The organism is Streptomyces sp. NBC_00377 (assembly GCF_036075115.1).
Classification (GTDB): Bacteria; Actinomycetota; Actinomycetes; order Streptomycetales; family Streptomycetaceae; genus Streptomyces.
Genome location: NZ_CP107958.1, coordinates 1112476 through 1133109, shown reverse-complemented (window position 1 = coordinate 1133109; position 20634 = coordinate 1112476). Strand labels below are relative to the sequence as shown.

Annotated in this window: 17 protein-coding genes; 10 read left to right on the top strand and 7 right to left on the bottom strand. The window is 71.7% G+C overall.

What is annotated here, in order from left to right; all coding sequences use genetic code 11:
• Window positions 1-19 precede the first annotated feature (19 nt).
• From OHS71_RS05090 to rhaI, 6 genes are all read right to left on the bottom strand, one after another.
• Window positions 20-661 carry a LutC/YkgG family protein gene (locus tag OHS71_RS05090; protein ID WP_328477221.1) on the bottom strand — a complete coding sequence of 214 codons (642 nt, stop codon included), beginning with the start codon at window positions 659-661 and terminating at the stop codon, window positions 20-22.
• Window positions 658-2145 (bottom strand): LutB/LldF family L-lactate oxidation iron-sulfur protein, encoded by a 1488-nt coding sequence (locus OHS71_RS05085; protein ID WP_328477219.1) that lies wholly within the window; start codon window positions 2143-2145, stop codon window positions 658-660. The genes OHS71_RS05090 and OHS71_RS05085 overlap by 4 nt, the downstream gene beginning before the upstream one ends.
• On the bottom strand, window positions 2142-2897 hold the full coding sequence (locus OHS71_RS05080; protein WP_328477217.1) for a (Fe-S)-binding protein: 756 nt from the start codon (window positions 2895-2897) through the stop codon (window positions 2142-2144). Before OHS71_RS05080 ends, OHS71_RS05085 begins: the two co-directional genes overlap by 4 nt.
• Window positions 2898-2970: 73 nt before the next feature.
• Window positions 2971-4407, bottom strand: a complete 1437-nt coding sequence (locus OHS71_RS05075; RefSeq protein WP_328477215.1) for a rhamnulokinase — start codon at window positions 4405-4407, stop codon at window positions 2971-2973.
• Window positions 4408-4412: 5 nt separating this feature from the next.
• Complete coding sequence (locus OHS71_RS05070) at window positions 4413-6452, bottom strand: bifunctional aldolase/short-chain dehydrogenase (RefSeq protein WP_328477213.1); 2040 nt, start codon at window positions 6450-6452, stop codon at window positions 4413-4415.
• Between the two features lie 115 nt (window positions 6453-6567).
• Window positions 6568-7728, bottom strand: a complete 1161-nt coding sequence (gene rhaI / locus OHS71_RS05065; RefSeq protein ID WP_328477211.1) for an L-rhamnose isomerase — start codon at window positions 7726-7728, stop codon at window positions 6568-6570.
• A gap of 260 nt (window positions 7729-7988) precedes the next feature.
• Here rhaI and OHS71_RS05060 point away from each other — a divergent pair, with 260 nt between their 5' ends.
• From OHS71_RS05060 to OHS71_RS05020, 9 genes are all read left to right on the top strand, one after another.
• Window positions 7989-9506, top strand: coding sequence for a sugar ABC transporter ATP-binding protein (locus OHS71_RS05060; RefSeq protein WP_328477209.1), 1518 nt, complete (start codon window positions 7989-7991; stop codon window positions 9504-9506).
• The gene (locus OHS71_RS05055) at window positions 9503-10597 is read left to right on the top strand and encodes an ABC transporter permease (RefSeq protein WP_328477207.1); all 1095 of its coding nucleotides are present in this window, start codon (window positions 9503-9505) and stop codon (window positions 10595-10597) included. The genes OHS71_RS05060 and OHS71_RS05055 overlap by 4 nt, the downstream gene beginning before the upstream one ends.
• On the top strand, window positions 10590-11579 hold the full coding sequence (locus tag OHS71_RS05050) for an ABC transporter permease (protein ID WP_328477205.1): 990 nt from the start codon (window positions 10590-10592) through the stop codon (window positions 11577-11579). The genes OHS71_RS05055 and OHS71_RS05050 overlap by 8 nt, the downstream gene beginning before the upstream one ends.
• Before the next feature lie 92 nt (window positions 11580-11671).
• Complete coding sequence (rhaS, locus tag OHS71_RS05045) at window positions 11672-12751, top strand: rhamnose ABC transporter substrate-binding protein (RefSeq protein ID WP_328477203.1); 1080 nt, start codon at window positions 11672-11674, stop codon at window positions 12749-12751.
• Between the two features lie 57 nt (window positions 12752-12808).
• Window positions 12809-13129, top strand: coding sequence for an L-rhamnose mutarotase (locus OHS71_RS05040; RefSeq protein WP_328477201.1), 321 nt, complete (start codon window positions 12809-12811; stop codon window positions 13127-13129).
• Between the two features lie 71 nt (window positions 13130-13200).
• Window positions 13201-14625 carry a BNR repeat-containing protein gene (locus tag OHS71_RS05035; protein WP_328477199.1) on the top strand — a complete coding sequence of 475 codons (1425 nt, stop codon included), beginning with the start codon at window positions 13201-13203 and terminating at the stop codon, window positions 14623-14625.
• Window positions 14626-14716: 91 nt separating this feature from the next.
• Window positions 14717-15748 (top strand): LacI family DNA-binding transcriptional regulator, encoded by a 1032-nt coding sequence (locus tag OHS71_RS05030; RefSeq protein WP_328477197.1) that lies wholly within the window; start codon window positions 14717-14719, stop codon window positions 15746-15748.
• A gap of 126 nt (window positions 15749-15874) precedes the next feature.
• Window positions 15875-17176, top strand: coding sequence for an alpha/beta fold hydrolase (locus tag OHS71_RS05025; RefSeq protein WP_328477195.1), 1302 nt, complete (start codon window positions 15875-15877; stop codon window positions 17174-17176).
• 174 nt (window positions 17177-17350) lie between these two features.
• Window positions 17351-18181: a pentapeptide repeat-containing protein gene (locus OHS71_RS05020; RefSeq protein ID WP_328477193.1), complete on the top strand. Its 831-nt coding sequence runs from the start codon at window positions 17351-17353 to the stop codon at window positions 18179-18181.
• Here OHS71_RS05020 and OHS71_RS05015 read toward each other — a convergent pair.
• Window positions 18143-19711, bottom strand: a complete 1569-nt coding sequence (locus OHS71_RS05015) for a cytochrome P450 (RefSeq protein WP_328477191.1) — start codon at window positions 19709-19711, stop codon at window positions 18143-18145. The genes OHS71_RS05020 and OHS71_RS05015 overlap by 39 nt on opposite strands.
• A gap of 108 nt (window positions 19712-19819) precedes the next feature.
• On the opposite strand from OHS71_RS05015, the gene OHS71_RS05010 reads away from it, so the two are divergent.
• The gene (locus OHS71_RS05010; RefSeq protein ID WP_328477189.1) at window positions 19820-20434 is read left to right on the top strand and encodes a TetR/AcrR family transcriptional regulator; all 615 of its coding nucleotides are present in this window, start codon (window positions 19820-19822) and stop codon (window positions 20432-20434) included.
• The last annotated feature ends 200 nt before the right edge of the window (window positions 20435-20634 follow it).

The following is a 20634-nucleotide window of genomic DNA, read 5'->3' as shown; positions in this document are numbered from 1 at the left end:
GCACTCCGAGCAGGGGCGCTCAGCCGACCAGGATCACCTCCAGGGTGCGCGGGCCGTGCACCCCCTCCACCCGGTCCAGCTCGATGTCACTGGTCGCCGACGGGCCGGAGATCCAGGTCAACGGCCGGGCCGGGTCCAGCCGTTCGAGGGCCTGCGGTACGGACGACACGACCTGCTCGGGAACCCGCACCACACAGACGTGGTGGTCCGGGACCAGGGTGATCCGGCGCCGGCCCTGGTCGGGTCCGCCGTCCAGCACGATCGTGCCCGTCTCGGCGACCGCCACCGCGCAGGCCGTGACCACGCTGTCCACCCGGTCCAGTTCGTGCGCGTCGCTCTGCGCCCGGTCCGCCACGCGTGCGACGTCCGTCCGGGCCAGCCACGCCTCGTCGAGGCCGGGCGGCACGAGCACCGTCGCCGCCTTCCGCTCCGCGAGCAACCGCGCCAGCAAGGAAGGCAGTTCATCCTGACCGCACCGGTGCACCACGGCCCGGTAGTCCGCCAGGTTCTCCGCCAGCAGCTCGACCGTCTCCTCGACGCCGCGGGCGCCGTGCTCGCGCAGATAGCCGCGGGCGACGGCATCCCCGTACGGCACGTCCTCCCGCGGCACGTCGGCCAGCGCGCGCCGCACCCGGCCCAGAATCCGCTCCCTGCTGCTCACTTCGCCGCTCCTTCGCCGGTGGTGCCGCCGTTCGTACGCTGCCACCAGTCGCGGAACGGCTCCGCGGGCACCGCGGGCAGATCCCGCGAGCCGCTCCACGCCCTGCCGGGACCGGGCAGCGTACGGGGATGCAGCCGACGCGTGCGGGACGCCAGCCGCTGCCCGGCACGCAGCGCGCCGGGCCGGCCGAACGCCCAGCGCGCCGCCCGCATCGCGGCGCGCTCCGCGGCATGCCCCTTGGCCGGCTTGAGCACCACCTTGTTGCCCTCACGCGTCACCGGGCCGCCCTGGACGACCCGTTCCCGCAGGTGCACCAGTACCTCCGGGATGTCGATGGCCACCGGGCACACCTCGTAGCAGGCCCCGCACAGCGACGAGGCGAACGGCAGGGAGGCGTCGATCTCGCTGCCGGTGCCCCTGAGCTGCGGGCTGAGGATCGCGCCGATCGGGCCCGGGTAGACCGAGCCGTAGGCATGGCCGCCGGCCCGCTCGTACACCGGGCACACGTTCAGACAGGCGGAGCAGCGGATGCAGCGCAGGGCCTGCCGGCCGACCTCGTCGGCGAGGGTGTCGGAGCGGCCGTTGTCCAGCAGCACCAGATGGAAGGTGCGGGGGCCGTCGCCGTCGGTCGTGCCGGTCCAGGTCGACGTGTACGGGTTCATGCGCTCGGCCGTCGAGGAGCGCGGCAGCGTCTGGAGGAAGACCTCCAGGTCACGCCAGGTCGGCACGATCTTCTCGATGCCGACGACGGAGATCAGCGTCTCGGGCAGGGTGAGACACATCCGCCCGTTGCCCTCGGACTCGACGACCACCAGGGTGCCGGTCTCGGCGACCATGAAGTTGGCGCCGGAGATCCCCACCTTGGCGCGCAGGAACTTCTCGCGGAGGTGGACGCGGGCCGCTTCCGCGAGTTCGGCGGGCGTGTCGGTGAGCCCCTCGGGGGCGGGCCGGCCCCACTCGCTCATCTCGCGGGCGAAGATGTCCCGGATCTCACCCCGGTTGCGGTGGATGGCGGGGACCAGGATGTGCGAAGGCCGGTCCTTGCCCAACTGCACGATGAGTTCGGCGAGATCGGTCTCGTAGGCGCGGATGCCCTCCGCCTCCAGCGCCTCGTTGAGCCCGATCTCCTGCGTGGCCATGGACTTGACCTTGACGACCTCCGGCTCGCCGGTCTCCTTGACCAGAGCGGCCACGATCCGGTTGGCCTCGTCCGCGTCGGCGGCCCAGTGCACGGTGCCGCCCGCCGCCGTCACCGACTCCTCCAACTGCACCAGATAGCGGTCCAGATGACGCAGGGTGTGGTCCTTGATCTGCTTTCCCGCCTCCCGCAGCTCCGCCCAGTCGGACACCTCGGCCACGGCGTTCGCCCGCTTGGCCCGGATGGTGTGCGTGGCGTGGCGCAGATTGGCGCGCAGGGTCCGGTTGCCGACCGCCTCGTGCGCGGCCTTCGGGAAGGCCGGCATTCCCAGATACGTCCCGCTCATACGGCCGGTTCCTCCTCCGTGCTCGCCAGGATCTCCGCGATGTGGACCGGCCGCATGGCCGTCTCCAGCCGGGTCATGGTCCCTCCGATGTGCATCAGGCAGGAGTTGTCCGCCGCGCACAGCACCTCGGCGCCCGTCGACTCGGCGTTGCGCACCTTGTCGGCGCCCATCGCCGCCGAGACGTCGGAGTTCTTCAGCGCGAAGGTCCCGCCGAAACCGCAGCACTCGTCGGCCCCGGGCAGCTCCCTCAGCTCCAGCCCCTTCACCGCCTGGAGCAGTCGGCGAGGCCGCTCCCCGAGTCCCAGCCCGCGCAGTCCGTGACATGTCGGGTGATAGGTCACCTTGTGCGGGTAGTACGCTCCGACGTCCGTCACCCCGAGCACGTCCACGAGGAACTCGGTGAGCTCGTACGTCTTCGGGACGACCGGCGCCAGGGTGGCGGCGAGGGTGTCCCCGCGGCCCTCGGCCCGGGCTCGTTCGCCCATGCGCGGATACAGCTCCCGCACCATCGCCCCGCACGAGCCCGAGGGCGTGACGATCGCCTCGTACTCCCCGAAGACATCGGAGAAATGGCGGGCCAGCGGTTCGGCATCATGACGGTAGCCGGTGTTGTAGTGGGCCTGGCCGCAGCAGGTCTGGGCCATCGGGAAGTCGACGTCGACCCCCAGCCTGGTCAGCAGTTTCACCACGGCGCGGCCGGTGTCCGGATAGAGCGTGTCGTTGACACAGGTCAGGAACAGTGCGACACGCATCGCGGCTCCTTGAGGTTAGGTCATCGGATGAGTGCAGAGTAGTCCGGGGCAGCGGTCCGGGGGAGACCCCGGCTCACCGCGCGGCGAGCCGGGCCTGCGCCTCGTGCCACCGCACGGCGTCGCCCTGCGGCTCGTAGCGGGTCAGGGGCTGCGTGCGGGCGAGCAGCCGGCGCAGGTCGGCACGGTCGCCGACCGGTCCGTGCGCCCGTGCCTGGACGAGCACGTTGCCGAGCGCCGCGGCCTCCGTGGGACCGGCCACCACCGGCAGCCCGCAGGCGTCCGCGGTCAGCTGGCACAGCAGCGTGTTGCGGGTGCCGCCACCGACGATGTGCACGACGTCCACGGGGTGGTCGGCCAGCCGCTGGGCCTCCTCCACGGCCCGCCGGTGGGCCAGGGCCAGCGAGTCGAGGATGCAGCGCGTGATCTCCGCGGGGGAGACGGGCACCGGCTGCCCGGACGCCCGGCACGCCTCGGCGATCCGCTCCGGCATCCGTCCGGGCGCCAGGAAGACGGCATCCCCGGCGTCCACGACCGAGCGCAGCGCGGGCACGGCCGCCGCTTCCCGCAGCAGCTCGCCCAGATCCGGGTCGCCCCAGGTCCGCAGGCACTCCTGGAGCAGCCAGAGCCCCATGATGTTGCGCAGGTAGCGGACCGTGCTGTCCAGCCCCAGCTCGTTGGTGAAGTTGGCGGCCCGGCTCTCCTCGGTGAGCACGGGCGCCGTCAGCTCCAGGCCGGCCAGCGACCAGGTGCCGGTGCAGATGTAGGCGAACCGCTCGCCGGTCGCCGGGACGGCGGCCACGGCGGACGCGGTGTCGTGTGAGCCGACCGTCGTCACCGGCACGGGCCCGGTCAGCCCCGTCTCCTCCAGCACCTCGGCCCGCAGCAGCCCCGCCGGGTCGCCGGGCCGCCGCAAGGGCGCGAACAGCTCCAGGTCGATGCCGAGGCGTGCGGCCACGTCGTACGACCAGTCGCCCGTCCGGGGATCGATCAGCTGGGTGGTGGAGGCGTTGGTCAGCTCGGTGCCCTGCTCGCCCGTCAGCCAGTACGCCAGCAGATCGGGGATCAGCAACAGACGCCGGGCATGGGCGAGCTGTCGTGTGTCGCGGGCCGCCGTCAGCTGGTAGAGGGTGTTGAAGGGCGCGTACTGCACACCCGTGGCCGCATACAGCTCGGCCGCCGGCACGGTCGCCCACACCTTCTCGGCGACCCCCTCGGTGCGTGCGTCCCGGTAGTGCACCGGGTTGCCGAGCAGGGCTCCGTCGGCGTCGAGCAGGCCGTAGTCCACGGCCCAGCTGTCGATGCCCACGGAGTCCACCGGGCCGGCCGCGCGCAGCCCGTCCAGCACCCCCGCGTAGAGGGACAGCACGTCCCAGCGCAGGCCCTCCGGAACCCGGACCGGCCGGTTGCGGAAGCGGTGCGCCTCCACCAGCTCCAGCGAGTCCGGACCCACCCGGCCGACCATGACGCGCCCGCTGGACGCGCCGAGGTCGACCGCCGCGTACGACCGCACGGCCGTCACCGGAGGAACGCGGCCGCCACACCCGCGTCGACGGGGACGTGCAGTCCGGTGGTGTGGGTGAGCTCGCCGCCGGTGAGCGCGAACACGGCGTTCGCCACGTGCTCCGGCAGCACCTCCCGCTTGAGGATGGTCCGCTGGGCGTAGAACTCGCCGAGCTTGTCCTCCTCGATGCCGTAGGTCGCGGCCCGCTGGGCGCCCCAGCCGCCCGCGAAGATGCCGGACCCGCGCACCACGCCGTCCGGGTTGACGCCGTTGACGCGGATGCCGTGCTCGCCGAGCTCGGCGGCCAGCAGCCGGACCTGGTGGGCCTGGTCGGCCTTGGTCGCCGAGTAGGCGATGTTGTTCGGGCCGGCGAAGACGGCGTTCTTCGAGGCGATGTAGACGATGTCGCCGCCCAGCTCCTGCGCGATCATCACCCGGGCCGCCTCACGCGAGACGAGGAACGATCCGCGGGCCATGATGTCGTGCTGAAGGTCCCAGTCACGGGCCGAGGTCTCCAGCAACGGCTTGGAGATGGAGATCCCGGCGTTGTTGACGACGAGGTCGACCCCGCCGAAGGCGAGCGCGGCGGCCCGGAAGGCGTCGGCGATCTGCTCCTCGGAGGTCACGTCGACGGTGACGGCGACCGCCTTGTCGGCCCCGCCCAGCTCCTCGGCGACGGCGGCCGCGTTCTCGGCGTTCAGATCGGCGACGACGACACACGCGCCCTCGGCGGCCAGCCGCCGGGCGATGGCCTTGCCGATCCCGCTGCCGGCGCCCGTGACCAGGGCCACCCGGGTGGCCAGCGGCTTGGGCGCGGGCATCCTCTGGAGCTTGGCCTCCTCCAGGGCCCAGTACTCGATGCGGAACTTCTCCGACTCCTCGATCGGCGCGTACGAGGACACCGCCTCCGCGCCCCGCATCACGTTGATCGCGTTCACGTAGAACTCGCCGGCCACCCGCGCCGTCTGCTTGTCCTTGCCGAAGGAGAACATGCCGACGCCCGGCACCAGCACGATCGCCGGGTCGGCGCCGCGCATGGCGGGGGAGTCGGCGTCGGCGTGCCGCCGGTAGTAGGCGGCGTACTCCTCGCGGTACTCGGCGTGCAGCTCCCCGAGCCGCGCGATCGCATCCTCCACCGCAGCGGTGGGCGGCAGGTCCAGGACCAGCGGCCGCACCTTGGTGCGCAGGAAGTGGTCGGGGCAGGAGGTGCCGAGCGCGGCGAGCCGGGGGTGCTCGGCCCGCGCCACGAAGTCGAGCACGGCGTCGGAGTCGGTGAAGTGCCCCACCTGGGGGCGGTCCCGCGAGGCGATCGCCCGCACGTACGGCGCGAGCGCGGCGGCGCGCTCCCGGCGCTCGTCCTCGGGCAGCGCCTCGTAGCCCTCGAGGACCGGCCCGAACGGATCGGCCTTCCCCTTCTCCGCGAGGAACGCCTCCGCGGTCCGGATGATGTGCAGCGAGTTGCGCTCGCACTCCTCGGAGGTGTCGCCCCAGGCGGTGATGCCGTGGCCGCCGAGGACCACACCGATCGCCTGCGGGTTGGCCGCCTTGATCGCGGCGATGTCCAGCCCCAGCTGGAACCCGGGCCGCCGCCAGGGCACCCAGGCCACGCTGTCCCCGAAGCACTCGGCGGTCAGCTTCTCCCCGTCGGCCGCGCAGGCGAGCGCGATACCGGAGTCGGGGTGCAGATGATCGACGTGTGCGGCGTCGACGAGCCCGTGCATGGCGGTGTCGATCGACGGCGCCGCCCCGCCCTTGCCGTGCAGGCAGTAGTCGAACGCGGCGACCATCTCGTCCTCGCGGTCGACCCCCGGGTAGACGTCGACGAGCCCTCGCAGGCGGTCCAGTCGCAGGGCGGCCAGTCCGGCTCCGGTCAGGGTGCCGAGGTCCCCACCGGACCCCTTCACCCACATCAGCTCGACGTCCCCGCCGGTCACGGGATCGGTGTCGGTGCCCTTGGCGGAGGTGTTCCCGCCGGCGTAGTTGGTGTTGCGGGGATCGGCGCCGAGCCGGTGGGACCGGGCCAGGAGGGCGGAGGCTTCGGGGTGCGGTGCCATGAACTTCCAGTCCTTACTCGAGAGAGGGGGAGAGCCGTTCCCAGGGGGCGCGGGGAACTGCGCGAACGGCCACAGCGGGCTCGCGGCCCGCGACGAAACAGTTCGGGGCGGACGCTCACGCCCCCCAGCCCGCCTGCTCCCCACCCACCCGCGAGGCGACGATCTTCTCGGCCCACCCGGACCGCCGGTACGCGGCGAGAGGCTCGGGGTCCAGCCCCATCTCCTCCCGCACCTCGCGAAGCAGGGGACGCACATCCGTGTTGTACGCGTCCATGACCACCGCGTTCGCCTCCAGCACGTCCCCGCCGGCCTGCGCGGCGGCCAGCGCCGACCGGTCGACCAGCAGCGCCTTCGCCGTCGCCTCCTGCACGTTCATCACGGACCGGATGATCGCCGGGATCTTCGACTCGATGTTGTGGCACTGGTCGAGCATGAAGGCGACCTCGGACGTGAAGCCGCCGCCGCGCACGACTTCGTACATGATCCGGAACAGCTGGAAGGGGTCGGCGGCGCCCACCATGAGGTCGTCGTCGGCGTAGAACCGCGAGTTGAAGTCGAAGCCGCCGAGCTTGCCCTCCCGCAGCAGCGTGGCGACGATGAACTCGATGTTGGTGCCGGGAGCGTGGTGCCCGGTGTCCACCACGACCTGCGCTTTCGGACCGAGCTTGAGGCAGTGCGCGTACGCCGTGCCCCAGTCCGGGACGTCCGTCGCGTAGAAGGCGGGCTCGAAGAACTTGTACTCCAGCAGCATCCGCTGCCCGTCCCCGAGCCGCTCGTACACCGCGGCCAGGCCCTCGGCGAGCCGGTCCTGGCGTGCGCGGAGGTCGTCCTGGCCGGGATAGTTCGTACCGTCGGCGAACCACAGCTTCAGATCGGCGGAGCCGGTCGCGTCCATGATGTCGACGCACTCCAGCAGATGACCGAGAGCCTTGCGCCGCACCGCCGCGTCCGGGTGGCAGATGCTGCCCAGCTTGTAGGCGTCGTCCTGGAAGGTGTTGGAGTTGATCGCCCCCAGCTTCACCCCGCGGTCCTCGGCGTGTTTCGCGAGTGCGGAGTAGTCCTCCACCTTGTCCCACGGGATGTGCAGCGCCACGGTCGGGGCCACGCCGGTGAACGAGTGCACCTGCGCCGCGTCGTCCAGCTTCTCCTGCGGAGTGCGCGGGACGCCCTCCTGGGCGAACACCTTGAAACGGGTGCCTGAGTTCCCGTACGCCCACGACGGCGTCTCGACGGCCTGGGTCTTCAGCGCGGCCTTCACCGCGGCGAGGTCGGTCACTTCGGCTCCTGTGACATCGGTCCGGAACAACTCCCGGATGAAACGATTCAGAACGGGAAGCTATGAGGCGGCGGGGAGAGTGTCAACCCCTCCGGACTGCTCCGTTGTTCGTGACCGGTGCGTGACCTTCGACTATCGAAAACTTTTCGAGACGTACCCATTGACGTGACATGGCCCGGATGCCTAACGTCCCGGCAATCCAGTTGAAACCTTTCACGACGCCGTGAGGGCACGTCCCGGGCGTCGTCGAGGAGCCATCCATGACCCACCCGTCCGACGCGGGACCGGCCCCGGTGCTGGCGTTGAAGGACGTAGCCAAGTCCTTCGGCGCCGTTCGCGCCCTGCGGGGCGTCTCCCTGGAGCTGTTCCCCGGCGAGGTACACGCACTCGCCGGAGAGAACGGCGCGGGCAAGTCGACACTCATCAAGACGCTCGCGGGAGTGCACCGACCCGACGCCGGTCGGGTACTGCTCGACGGTGAGCCCGTCGTCTTCCACGGTCCCGGCGACGCCCGCGACGCCGGCATCGCCGTGATCTACCAGGAGCCCACGCTCTTCCCCGACCTGTCGATCGCCGAGAACATCTTCATGGGCCGGCAGCTCCGGCGGGCTCTCGGCCGCATCGACCACAAGGCCACCCACGCGGCCACCGCCGCCCTGATGCAGCGCCTGGGCGTCGAGCTCGACCCCGACCGCCCGGCGCGCGGCCTGTCCATCGCGGACCAGCAGATCGTCGAGATCGCCAAGGCGCTCTCGTTCGACGCCCGGGTCCTGATCATGGACGAGCCGACCGCCGCCCTCACCGGCAGCGAGGTCGCCCGTCTCTTCGGCGTCGTCCGCACCCTGCGCGAGCAGGGGGCGGCGGTGCTGTTCATCTCGCACCGGCTGGAGGAGATCTTCGAGATCTGCGGGCGGGTGACCACCCTGCGCGACGGCGCGTGGATCGCCAGCGAACCGCTGGCGGACATGACCGAGGACGACCTGGTCCGCCGTATGGTCGGCCGCGACCTCGACGAGCTCTACCCCAAGCAGGACGTGACACCGGGCGAGGTCGCCCTCAGCGTCCGCCGGCTGACCCGGGAGGGCGTCTTCACCGACGTCTCCTTCGAGGTCAGGCGCGGCGAGATCGTCGGCCTCGCCGGGCTCGTCGGCGCCGGGCGCACCGAGGTCGCCCGCGCGGTCTTCGGTATCGACCGCTGGGACGCCGGAGAGGTCGCCGTCGACGGCCGGGCCCTGACGAACGGCGCGCCCTCGACCGCGATGGCGGCCGGCATCGCCCTGGTCCCCGAGGACCGCCGGGCCCAGGGCCTGGTGATGGACATGTCCATCGAACGCAACATCGGCCTCACCGGCCTGCGCACGACCGTGAAGGGCGGCCTGATGGACCGCGGCGCCGAGCGCAGCCGCTCCCTCGACTGGGCGGTCAGGCTCCAGGTGAAGTACGCCCGGATCGCCGACACCGTCAACACGCTGTCCGGCGGCAACCAGCAGAAGGTCGTCCTCGCCAAGTGGCTGGCCACCGGCCCCAAGGTGCTCATCGTCGACGAGCCGACCCGGGGCATCGACGTCGGGACCAAGGCCGAGGTGCACCGGCTGCTCGGCGAGCTGGCCGCCGACGGGGTCGCCGTCCTGATGATCTCCTCCGACCTGCCCGAGATCCTCGGCATGGCCGACCGCGTGCTGGTGATGCACGAGGGCCGGCTCGCCGCCGAGATCCCCCGCACCGAAGCCACCGAGGAAACCGTGATGGCCGCAGCCACCGGGAGGACAGCCGCATGACGGTGACCACCTCCCACGAGGCCCCCGTCGCCGAGGTGCCGAAGTCCAGCGGCACCCGGCTCGTCGACCGTGTCTTCAAGATGCGCGAACTCGCCATCCTGGTCGTCTTCCTGGTGATGATCGCCGTCACCCAGGCCGGCAACAGCGAGTTCCTGTCCGAGCAGGGCATCAAGGACCTGCTGCTGAACGCGACCATCCTCGTGCTGGTCGCCACCGGCCAGTCCCTGGTCGTCATCACCCGCAACGTCGACCTGTCGGTCGGCTCCACCCTCGGAATCAGCGCCTTCGCGGCCGGCACCTATCTGCACGGCGGGGGCAACCCGGTGATCGCGATCGTCCTCGCGGTCCTGCTGGGCATCGGCTTCGGGCTGCTCAACGGGCTGCTGGTCAGCCTCGGCCAGGTGCCCGCCCTGGTCGTCACCCTCGGCACGCTGTACATCATCCGCGGCATCGACTCCATCTGGGTCGGCTCCCGCCAGATCACCGCGGCCGACCTGCCGAACTCGTTCGTCGACTTCGGCTCCGGCGGACTCTCGGCGGTGCCGTGGCTCGCGCTGATCGCGCTCGCCGTGCTCATCGCCACCGCCTACTACCTCAAGCACTTCGGCAGCGGACGCGAGCTCTACGCGCTCGGCTCCAACCCGGAGGCCGCCCGCCTCGCGGGCATCCCCGTCCGCAAGCGGATCCTCGCCGCGTACACCTTCTGCGGCGGCCTCGCCGGTCTCGCCGGGGCGATGTACCTCGCCCGGTTCGGAAACGTCGACTCCGGGACCGGCACCGGCTACGAACTCACCGTCGTCAGCGCGGTCGTCGTCGGCGGTGTCGTCTTCACCGGCGGCTCCGGCAGCGTCTACGGCGCAGCCCTCGGCGCGCTGCTGCTCACCTCCATCAACAGCGTCCTGCCCGCGCTCGGCGTCAGCTCGGTCTGGGTGCTCGCCATCAACGGTGTGCTGCTCCTGCTGGCCATCGCGGTCGACCGGGTCGTCGCCCTGCGGGTGGCGTCCGCCCTGAAGAAGAAGTCCGCCGCGGCCCGCACCACCAACGCACCCGTGAAGACCACCGTCAAGAAGGGAGACGCCGGCCATGCCTGAGCCGCTCACCCGCGCCGTCCGCTGGTCCGCCCTCAGGTGGGACGGTGCCGTCGGCGCCCTCCTGATCGTCCTGCTGCTGTTCTCGTTCACCTTCGTGGACGGCTTCGGCAACGCCCTCAACCTGTCGTTCCTGATCGGCAACACCCTGCCCATCGCGCTCGTCGCGCTGCCGATGACCCTGCTGGTCGTCGCCGGTGAGATCGACCTGTCCGTCGCCTCCACCGCCGGGCTGTCCGGCGCGGTGATGGGCGCCCTGTGGAACCAGGGCATGACGATCGAGACCATCATTCCGATCTGTCTGCTGCTCGGCGTGGTGTGCGGGCTGGTCAACGGCCTGCTCGTGACCCGGCTCGGCCTGCCCTCGCTCGCCGTCACCATCGGTACCCTCGCCGCCTACCGGGGCATCGCGCAGATCGTCCTCGGCTCCGACGCGGTCACCGACTTCCCCACCCAGTACCTGGACTTCGCAGCGGGCCGCGTGGGGGACAGCTTCCTCCCGCAGGCCTTCCTGCCCTTCGTCGTCCTGCTCGCGATCGCGGTGGTCGTGCTGCACGCCACCCCCTTCGGCCGCTCGCTGTTCGCGATCGGCGCCAGCGAGGAGGCCGCCCGGTTCGCCGGTGTCCGGGTCAAGCGGCAGAAGCTGATCCTGTTCACGGTGACCGGCCTGATGGCCTCCCTCACCGGCATCTTCTGGGCCCTGCACTACGCCAGCGCCCGCTACGACAACGCCACCGGCCTCGAACTCTCCGTCATCGCGGCCGTCCTGCTCGGCGGAATCGACTTCGACGGAGGCAAGGGCACGCTCGGCGGCGCCGTCGCGGGAGTCTTCCTGCTCGGCGCGGCGCAGAACGTGATGAGCCTCCAGGACGTCTCCGCCCAGTCGCAGATCGTCGTCACCGGCGTCCTGCTCGTCGTCTCCGTGCTCGGCCCCCGGGTCGCACGGCAGATCACCGTCGCGAGGGCGGCACGCTCCGCCGGCTAGGCCGTGATCGAAGCTGCGGGCCCGCTGCGGCCGGCCGCGCGGTTCCCCGCGCCCCTCGAAGGATTCACCCCTCCTCTCCGAAGAAGGACCTCATGCGCAAGTCATCCCTGAGCCGTGCCTGTGCGACGCTCGCCGTCGTCTCCTCCCTCGCCCTCGCGGCCACCGCCTGCGGCGGCACCACCAAGGAGGACGTCAAGAGCGGCGGCGCCTCGGCCGCCGCGACCGGCAAGGCCGACCCGAACGCGGCCACCAAGAAGGGCCTGACCGTCGGCTTCCTGCCCAAGCAGGTCAACAACCCGTACTTCACCTCCTCCGACAAGGGCGGCGAGGCGGCCCTGAAGGAGCTGGGCTCCAACTACAAGGAGGTCGGCCCCTCCAGCGCCACCGACACCTCCAGCCAGGTGTCGTACGTCAACACCCTCACCCAGCAGCAGGTCGACGCGATGGCCGTGTCCGCCCAGGACCCGGGCGCCCTGTGCACCGCGCTCAAGCAGGCCATGAGCAACAAGATCAAGGTCGTCACCTACGACTCGGACACCAACCCCGAGTGCCGCAACGCCTTCGTCTCGCAGGCGTCCGCCGAGGACCTGGGCCGCACCGAGGTGCAGCTGCTCGCCGAGCAGATCGGCTACAAGGGCGAGATCGCGATCCTGTCGGCCGCGCAGACCGCGACGAACCAGAACACCTGGATCGACTTCATGAAGGACGAGCTGAAGGACGCCAAGTACAAGGACGTCAAGCTCGTCAAGGTGGCCTACGGCAACGACGACGCCCAGCAGTCCTTCCAGCAGACCCAGGGCCTGCTCCAGCAGTACCCGAACCTGAAGGGGATCATCTCCCCGACCACCGTCGGCATCAAGGCGGCCGCCCAGTACCTGTCGGGCTCCAAGTACAAGGGCAAGGTCAAGCTGACCGGCCTCGGCACCCCGAACGACATGCGCACCTACGTCAAGAACGGCACCGTCGACGCCTTCGAGCTGTGGGACCCCGCGAAGCTCGGCGCGCTGGCCGCCCAGACGGCCGTGGCGCTGGTCTCGGGCCAGATCACCGGCAAGGAGGGCGAGACCTTCAAGGCCGGCACCACCACCTACACCATCGGCAAGGACGGCGTGATCAGCCTCGGCAAGCCGACCGTGTTCGACGCCAAGAACATCGACCAGTTCAACTTCTAGTCACCGGTCGCCCCTGATCGCCGGTCGCTTCGATCCCCCACAAAGGAGCGGTACTTCATGCAGCGCGTCTGTTTCCTGCTCAAGGTCCGTCAGAACCGGCTCGCCGAGTACCGCGAACGCCATGACGCCGTGTGGCCGGAGATGCTGGAAGCTCTCTCGGCCACCGGCTGGCACAACTACTCCCTCTTCCTGAGAGACGACGGCCTGCTCGTCGGCTACCTGGAGACCGAGGACTTCGCCGCCGCCCAGGCCGGCATGGAGGCCACCGACGTCAACGCCCGCTGGCAGGCGGAGATGGCGCCGTTCTTCGAATCCCTCGACGGAGCCCGCCCCGACGAGGCGATGAAGCCCCTCACCGAGGTCTTCCACCTCGCCTGACACCCCGCCCCCCGCACTCCCTCCCCCCTCGCCCCCGTTCCCCGCTCTCGCAGACAATGGAGTCCCCCGAGATGAGACGACGCACCCTGCTGGCCGGCGCTCTCCTCAGCGCCGCGGCGTCCCCCGTCCTCGCCGCCGGCACCGCCCGCGCCGCCGACCCCGGCCCCTCGGTCACCAGGAAGGGCACCACCCGACTCGACGCCGCAGCGGTGTTCTTCGTCTCCTACGACGGCCTGGTCAACAACAACTCGTTCCAGAAGAACGGCCTGTTGACCTACAAGGGCTACCAGTACGCCACCTGGTACACCTCCACCGGGAACGCGGTCGTCGCCCGCCGCGTCCTCGGCGACGCCACCTGGTCCACCGTCACGCTCTCCCACCAGCTCAAGGCCAGCGACTCCCACAACGTCATCTCCATGGGCGTCTCCAAGGTCGACGGCCGGCTCCACCTCAACATGGACTCCCACAGCGACGGCTTCTTCTACGTGAAGTCGGTCGCGGGTCTGCTCGACAACCCGGCGACCACCTCCTGGACGTCCTCCGTCTTCGGCGCCGTGCAGACCACCCTCGACGGCCTCGCGCTCACCACCCAGTTCACCTACCCGCAGTTCGTCGCCACCCCCGAGGGCAAGCTCCAGCTCAGCTACCGGGCCGGCATCTCCGGCAACGGCCGCAACGCCCTCGCGGAGTACGACGGTTCCACCTGGACGAACCTCGGCGAGTGGTCCGGCTCCACCGGCACCTACACCAGTGAGCACGGCTCCTCGACCGCCCGCAACATGTACCTGCACGGCATCGACTACGACGTCAACGGCCGGCTGCACTCCTTCTTCACCTGGCGCGAGCAGAACGGCGCCGTCATGTGCTCCAGCGGCGGCATCACCAACCACGACACCGGCTACGTGTACTCCACCGACCGCGGCCGCACCTGGCGCAACAACGCGGGCACCGTCGTCGGCGCCACCGGCGGCTCCGACAAGGTCGCCGTCACGGACGCCGGACTCGTCGTGGACGCGCTCAACCCCGACCACTCCCTGATGAACCAGGAGAGCCAGGCAACCGACTCCACCGGCCTCCCGCACGCGATCATCAGCTACGTCCCCGGCCGCTTCGGCCAGTGCACCACGAACTACGTCGCCGACCGCACCGCCAACGGCCGTGCCTTCCACCTCCGCAAGAACTCCTCCGGAACCTGGCAGAAGACGGAGATCCCCGTCGTCCTCGGCTCCAGCCAGCGCACCAAGCTGGTCCTGGACAAGTACGACAACGCCTACGCGATCTTCCCCTTCGGCCGGATCGCCGGCGCCTCGAAGGCCTCCGGCCACACGGACTGGACGGTGCTGTTCGACGGCAGCGGCCTCAACGCCTTCGGCGAGGTCGTGATCGACGAAGCACGCGTCAAGGCCGACAACACGCTCTCGTTCATGTACCAGGAGAAGTCGAGCGGGACGACGCCCTCGGCGCTCCACGTCGTCGACTTCGCACTGCCCGCATGACCCGTACCCGTACCCGGACAGGGGCGCGGCGGGGTGGCGGTAATGTGAAGGCCGCCCCGCCGTACCCCGTTCACCTGGAGGTCCCCGCCTGATGGCCCAGCCGGTGGGAATCAAGGACGTCGCCCGAGCCGCCGGAGTCTCCGTCGGCACGGTCTCCAACGTCATCAACCGCCCCGACACCGTCGCCACCGAGACCCGGGCGCGCGTGCTGTCGGCGATAGACCGGCTCGGCTACGTCCGCAGCGAGTCCGCCCGTCAGCTGCGCGCGGGGCGCAGCCGGATCATGGGGCTGCTCGTCCTCGACATGGGCAACCCCTTCTTCGTGGACGTCGCCCGGGGCGCCGAGCGGGCCGCCCGCGACGCCGGCCTCGGCGTGATGGTCTGCAACAGCGCCGAGAGCGCGGGCGAGGAGGCCGAGTACCTGTCGCTCTTCGCCGAGCAGCGGGTGCGGGGCGTGCTGCTCACCCCCGCCGACGCGACCGGCCGCAACATCGCCTCGTTCCGCCGGCACGGCATCCCCTTCGTCCTCGTCGACCGGGTCTCCGAGGGCACCACCGAGTGCTCGGTCTCCGTGGACGACGAGGCGGGCGGCGCGCTCGCCGTACGGCATCTGATCGACGCCGGACACCGCTCGATCGCCTACGTCAGCGGCCCGCCCGGCTTCACCCAGGTCCGCGACCGCCGCACCGGGGCCCTGAACGCACTCGCCGAGGCGGGCCTCGGCCCGGAGTGCCTGCGCGAGCTGCCCACCGAGCGGCTCGACGTGGCCGCCGGGCGGGACGCGGGTGCCCGGCTGCTGGGACTGGCCGACCGTCCGACCGCCGTGTTCTGCGCCAACGACCTGCTCGCGCTCGGCGTGCTCCAGGCCATGTACGCGGCGGGGGTCAACGTCCCCGAGGACCTGGCCATCGTCGGCTACGACGACATCGAGTTCGCGGCCGCCGCGGCCGTCCCCCTCACCTCGGTACGCCAGCCCGCCGTCACCATGGGCGCCCTGGCCGCCGGGATGCTGCTGGAGGAGACGGAAGAAGGCGGCGGACCGGGGGCCGGCCGGCACGAGCACCGGCGGGTGGTGCTCCAGCCGGAGCTGGTGGTGCGCAGGTCCAGCCTGCCGGCGCGCTGAGCGGCGGTTCAGTAACGCGCTGAGTGCCCGTTCAGTAGCTGTTCATGATCCCCCGGGCTCCGCCACCGCCCTGACATGTGCTGAACTGGGACGCGGTCCGTACACCGATCGTCCCGGGAGCCCCTGTTGTCCGTCAGCTATCGCCAGCCCGGCGTCGTCCTCACCGACCGCCGCTTCACCGTGCCGCTCGACCACGCCGACCCCGGCGGAGAGACGATCGGTCTCTACGCCCGTGAGGTCGTCGCGAGCGAGAAGGCGGACCAGGACCTGCCCTGGCTGCTCTATCTCCAGGGCGGCCCCGGCTTCGGCGCCAACCGCTTCGTCGGCCGCCCGGCCTGGCTCGGACGCGCGCTGGAGGAGTTCCGCGTCCTCCTCCTCGACCAGCGGGGCACCGGCCACTCCACTCCCGCCAACCGTCAGACGCTCCCGCTGCGCGGTGGCCCGGCCGAGCAGGCCGGCTACCTCGCGCACTTCCGCGCCGACTCGATCGTCCGCGACTGCGAGCTGATCCGCCGCGAGGTCACCGGCGGCGCCCCGTGGACGGTGCTCGGCCAGAGCTTCGGCGGCTTCTGTACGGTCACCTACCTCTCCACCGCCCCCGAGGGCCTCGCCGCGGCTCTGATCACCGGCGGTCTGCCGAGCCTCGACGCCCACGCCGACGACGTCTACCGCGCCGCCTACCCGCGCATGGAGCGCAAGGCCGCCGCGCACTACGCCCGCTACCCGCAGGACGTCGAACGCGCCCGCCGCATCGCCGACCACCTCCTCCACCACCAGGTGACCCTCCCGAACGGCCACCACCTCACCGTCGAGGCCTTCCAGACCCTCGGCATCCTCCTCGGCGGCGGTGAGGGCAGCCACCGCCTGCACCACCTCCTGGAAGAGGCGTTCGTCCCCACCCCGCGGGGACCGGAGCTGTCCGATGCCTTCCAGGAGGAGATCCAGGGCCTCCTCTCCTTCGCCGGACACCCGCTCTACGCCCTCGTCCACGAGGCGGCCTACGGCCAGGGCGGCCGCCCCACCGCCTGGGCCGCCGAACGGGTGCGCGCCGAGTTCCCGCAGTTCGACGCGGCGAAGACGCTCACCGGTGACGGACCGCTGCTGCTCACCGGGGAGACCGTCCACCCCTGGATGTTCGACACCGACCCCGCGCTGCGCCCGCTGCGCGAGACCGCCGAACTCCTCGCCGCCCGCACCGACTGGCCGCCGCTGTACGACCCGGCGCGTCTCGCCGCCAACGAGGTCCCGGTGGCGGCGGCGGTCTACCACGACGACCTCTACGTCGACACCGCCCACTCGCTGCACACCGCCCGCGCCGTCCGCGGTCTGCGCACCTGGGTCACCGACGAGTTCGAGCACGACGGCGTCCGGGCCGGCGGCCCCCGTGTCCTGGACCGGCTGCTCGCCCTCGCCCGCGACGAGGTGTGACGCCCCCTTCGCCGACCGCTCGCCGACCGCTGCCCGAGCCGCAGCGGCGGGCCGGTGCCGTCGTGGCCGGCCGGGGCGGCGCGGCACGAGGGCGAAGGGCCGGGTCCGGCGGGGTACGGCCGCGTCGGCGGAGCCGGTCGGACGGCGGTGCGGCAGGTCAGTAGGGTGGACCGCATGGGAGAGACGACGGCGGACCGGACGGGACTGCGCGGGGACTGCGGGAACTGCTTCGGTCTGTGCTGTGTGGCCCTGCCCTTCGCACGCTCCGCGGACTTCGCGATCGACAAGCCCGCGGGCCGGCCGTGCCCCAACCTGGGCGAGGACCACCGCTGCGGCATCCACGCACGGCTGCGGCAGTCCGGCTTCACCGGCTGCACGGTGTACGACTGCTTCGGCGCCGGGCAGAAGGTCTCGCAGGTCACCTTCGGCGGCCGGGACCCGCGTACGGCTCCGCCCGGGGACGCCCGCCGGATGTCCGAGGTCTTCCCCGTCGTCCGGCAGCTCCACGAACTCCTCTGGTACCTCACCGAGGCGCTCGGCCTCGCCGCCGCCCGCCCCCTCCACGGCGAGCTGCGCAGCTCCTTGGCGAAGACGGAGGAACTCACCCGGCTGACCCCGGACGAGCTGGCCGCCCTCGACGTCCCCGCCCACCGTCAGGACGTCAACGTGCTGCTCCTGAGGACCAGTGAACTGGTCCGGGCCGGTGTCCGCGGGCGCGGCAAGGAGCGTCGGGGCGCCGACCTGGTCGGCGCCCGCCTGCGGGGTGCGGATCTGCGGGGCGCGAACCTCCGCGGCGCCTGTCTGATCGCCGCCGACCTCACCGGAGCGGATCTGCGCGGCGCGGACCTGATCGGCGCGGACCTGCGCGACACCGACCTCACCGACGCCGACCTGACCGGCGCCTTCTTCCTCACCGAGCCGCAGCTGAACGCGGCCCGGGGGAGCGCGGCCACCAGGCTGCCGGAGTCAGTCGCCCGCCCCGCGCACTGGACAGCGCGGCTCTGAGGCCGGCGCCTCGCTCTCCGCGCCGGAGGGCCCGCCGGCCGCCGGTGTCCGCCGTTCCAGGTGCATCCGCAGCCCGTCCGGCATCAGCGTCAGCCGTTCCGTGACCCGTAGCTGGTACGCCGGGTCCGGCCGCAGTTCGTAGCGGCGCAGCAGCAGCCCGAGCACCAGCGTGGCCTCGTGCAGCGCGAACTGCCGTCCGATGCAGGCCCGCGCCCCCGTGCCGAACGGCTTGTAGGTGTGCGGGGCACGCGCGCGGACCGCCGCCGCGTCGAAGCGGTCCGGGTCGAACCGTTCGGCGTCCGGCCCCCAGACGTCGGGGTCCCGGTGCAGCATGGCCGTCAGGACCAGCGCCCAGCCGCCCCGCCGCATCGGGTGCTCCCCGCCCAGCACGGTGTCCGCCCGCGCCTCGCGCGCGAACGCGGGCGCCGTCGGCCACAGCCGCAGCGCCTCGTCGAGGACCCGGCGGACGTACCGCAGCTTGGCGACCTGCTCGTACCCCGGCACGGCCGTGTCCCCCCACACCCGGTCCACCTCGGCGCGGGCGCGGGCCGCGAGGCGGGGGTTCAGGGAGAGGTAGTGCAGGGCGAAGGAGAGGGCGCCCGAGGTGGTCTCGTGCCCGGCGACCAGGAAGGTGACGACCTGGCGCCGCACGTTCAACGCCGACAGCCGTTCACCCGTTCGCGGATGTGCGGTGTCGAGCATCCGGTCGAGCAGGTCGCCGTCCCCGCCGCCTCCGGCGCGACGCGCCCGCACCAGGTCGTCGACCGTGCGGTTCAGGTGGGCGATGTCGGCGTCGTTGCGGCGCGACGCCCGCCGCAGCAGGGCGGGCGAGGGCACGCTGTTGAGGCGCTGCGCGTAGGTGAGGGTGCCCACCATCGCCGTCACGAAGGGATGCGGCCGGGCCCGTTCGAAGGACCCGAAGTCGTGTCCGAAGCCGGTGCGCGCGATGGTCTCCAGGGTCAGCTTGGTCATGTCGCCCGGCACGTCCACCGGCCGTCCCGCGGCCACCTCCCGGTCCCAGTGGCCGGTGAGCCGCTCCGCCACGTCCAGCATCATCGGGTGATAGGCCGCCATGGCCTCCCGGCTGAACCCCGGGGCCAGGACGTCGTGCGCCAGCTGCCAGTTGGGCTCGTGGTTGTACGCCGTGAACAGCGCGTCCCCGACGACGGGCCGCAGATTGGCGATGCCCAGCCCGACATGCTTGGCGAACCGCGTCTCGTCCGCCATGTCGGCGGCCAGTGCGGCGCCCCCCACGAAGACGAACTCCCGGTCGAACACCTTGCGGCGGAAGATCGGCCCCAGCTGCCTGCCGTACCGCAGGGAGTCCTGGAGCGGCGTGCGCCGGCTCGCACCCAGGAGGTCGCCGAGCAGGGGCAGCCGGTGCGGCGGATGGGGTATGCGCTCCAGTGCGGGCCAGCCGAGCTCCGCGCTGCGGAAGCCCTTCGGCAGGAGGTCTTCGGCCGCCGGCTCCTTCGTCCTCGCCGCGGCCGGTCGGCCCGTCGGCCCGGTCGTCCCCGTCGTCTCCGCCATGACGCGATCTCCCTTGATGCAGCGGCAGCTTGAGCATGTTGTACGTGGGTTCAATAGCGCGCCTCAGTCTGGTGCCGCTGTTGAACCGGCGTCAAGTAAGGTGCGGGCATGGCCGCGAACCAGGGGGAGCGCACCCGGCGCCGACTCAGTACCGAGGAACGCAGGGAGCAGCTGCTCTCGGTCGGCGCGCGACTCTTCTCGGAGAGCCCGTACGACGACGTCTGGATCGAGCAGGTCGCGGAGATCGCCGGCGTGTCCCGAGGGCTGCTCTACCACTACTTCCCCACCAAGCGGGACTTCTTCGCGGCGGTCGTGGAACGCGAGAGCGAGCGGATGCTGCGCATGACGGCGGCGGTCCCCGGGGTCCCGGTCCGCGAGCAGCTCGTGTCCGGCCTCGACACCTACCTGGAGTACGTGGAGACCCACGCGCACGGCTACCGCGCGTTCCACCGCGCGGACGCGGCGGGCGACCGGGCCGTACGCAAGGTCTACCGGCAGGCCCTCGCGGCGCAGGAGCGCCAGATGCTGGCGGCCCTCGGCGCCGACCCCGAGTTCGGCCCGGTCTTCGAGGAGCGACCCGACGTGCGGCTGGCGGTGCGCGGCTGGCTGGCGTTCACGACGGCGGTCTGTCTGGAGTGGCTGCGCGGGTCGGACCTGTCGCGGGAGCAGGTGCGGGAGCTGTGCGCGAGGGCGCTGCTCGGGGTCATCTCCGCTCCGCGGTGACCTCTGCTCCGAAGGACGGACGGGGCGATCCCGGGCGAGGCGGCGAACGACCTGCGGTGACTCCTTCGCCGCCGCCGCGAAGGCCGGCCGGGCTGCACTGCCGACTGCTCGGAGCGGGCGGGCGGGATCATCGGCGCAGGCGCCCGCGGCGGTTGGCGCGGCCGCAGATCTCCGATAGGTTAGGCAAGGCTTACCTAAGG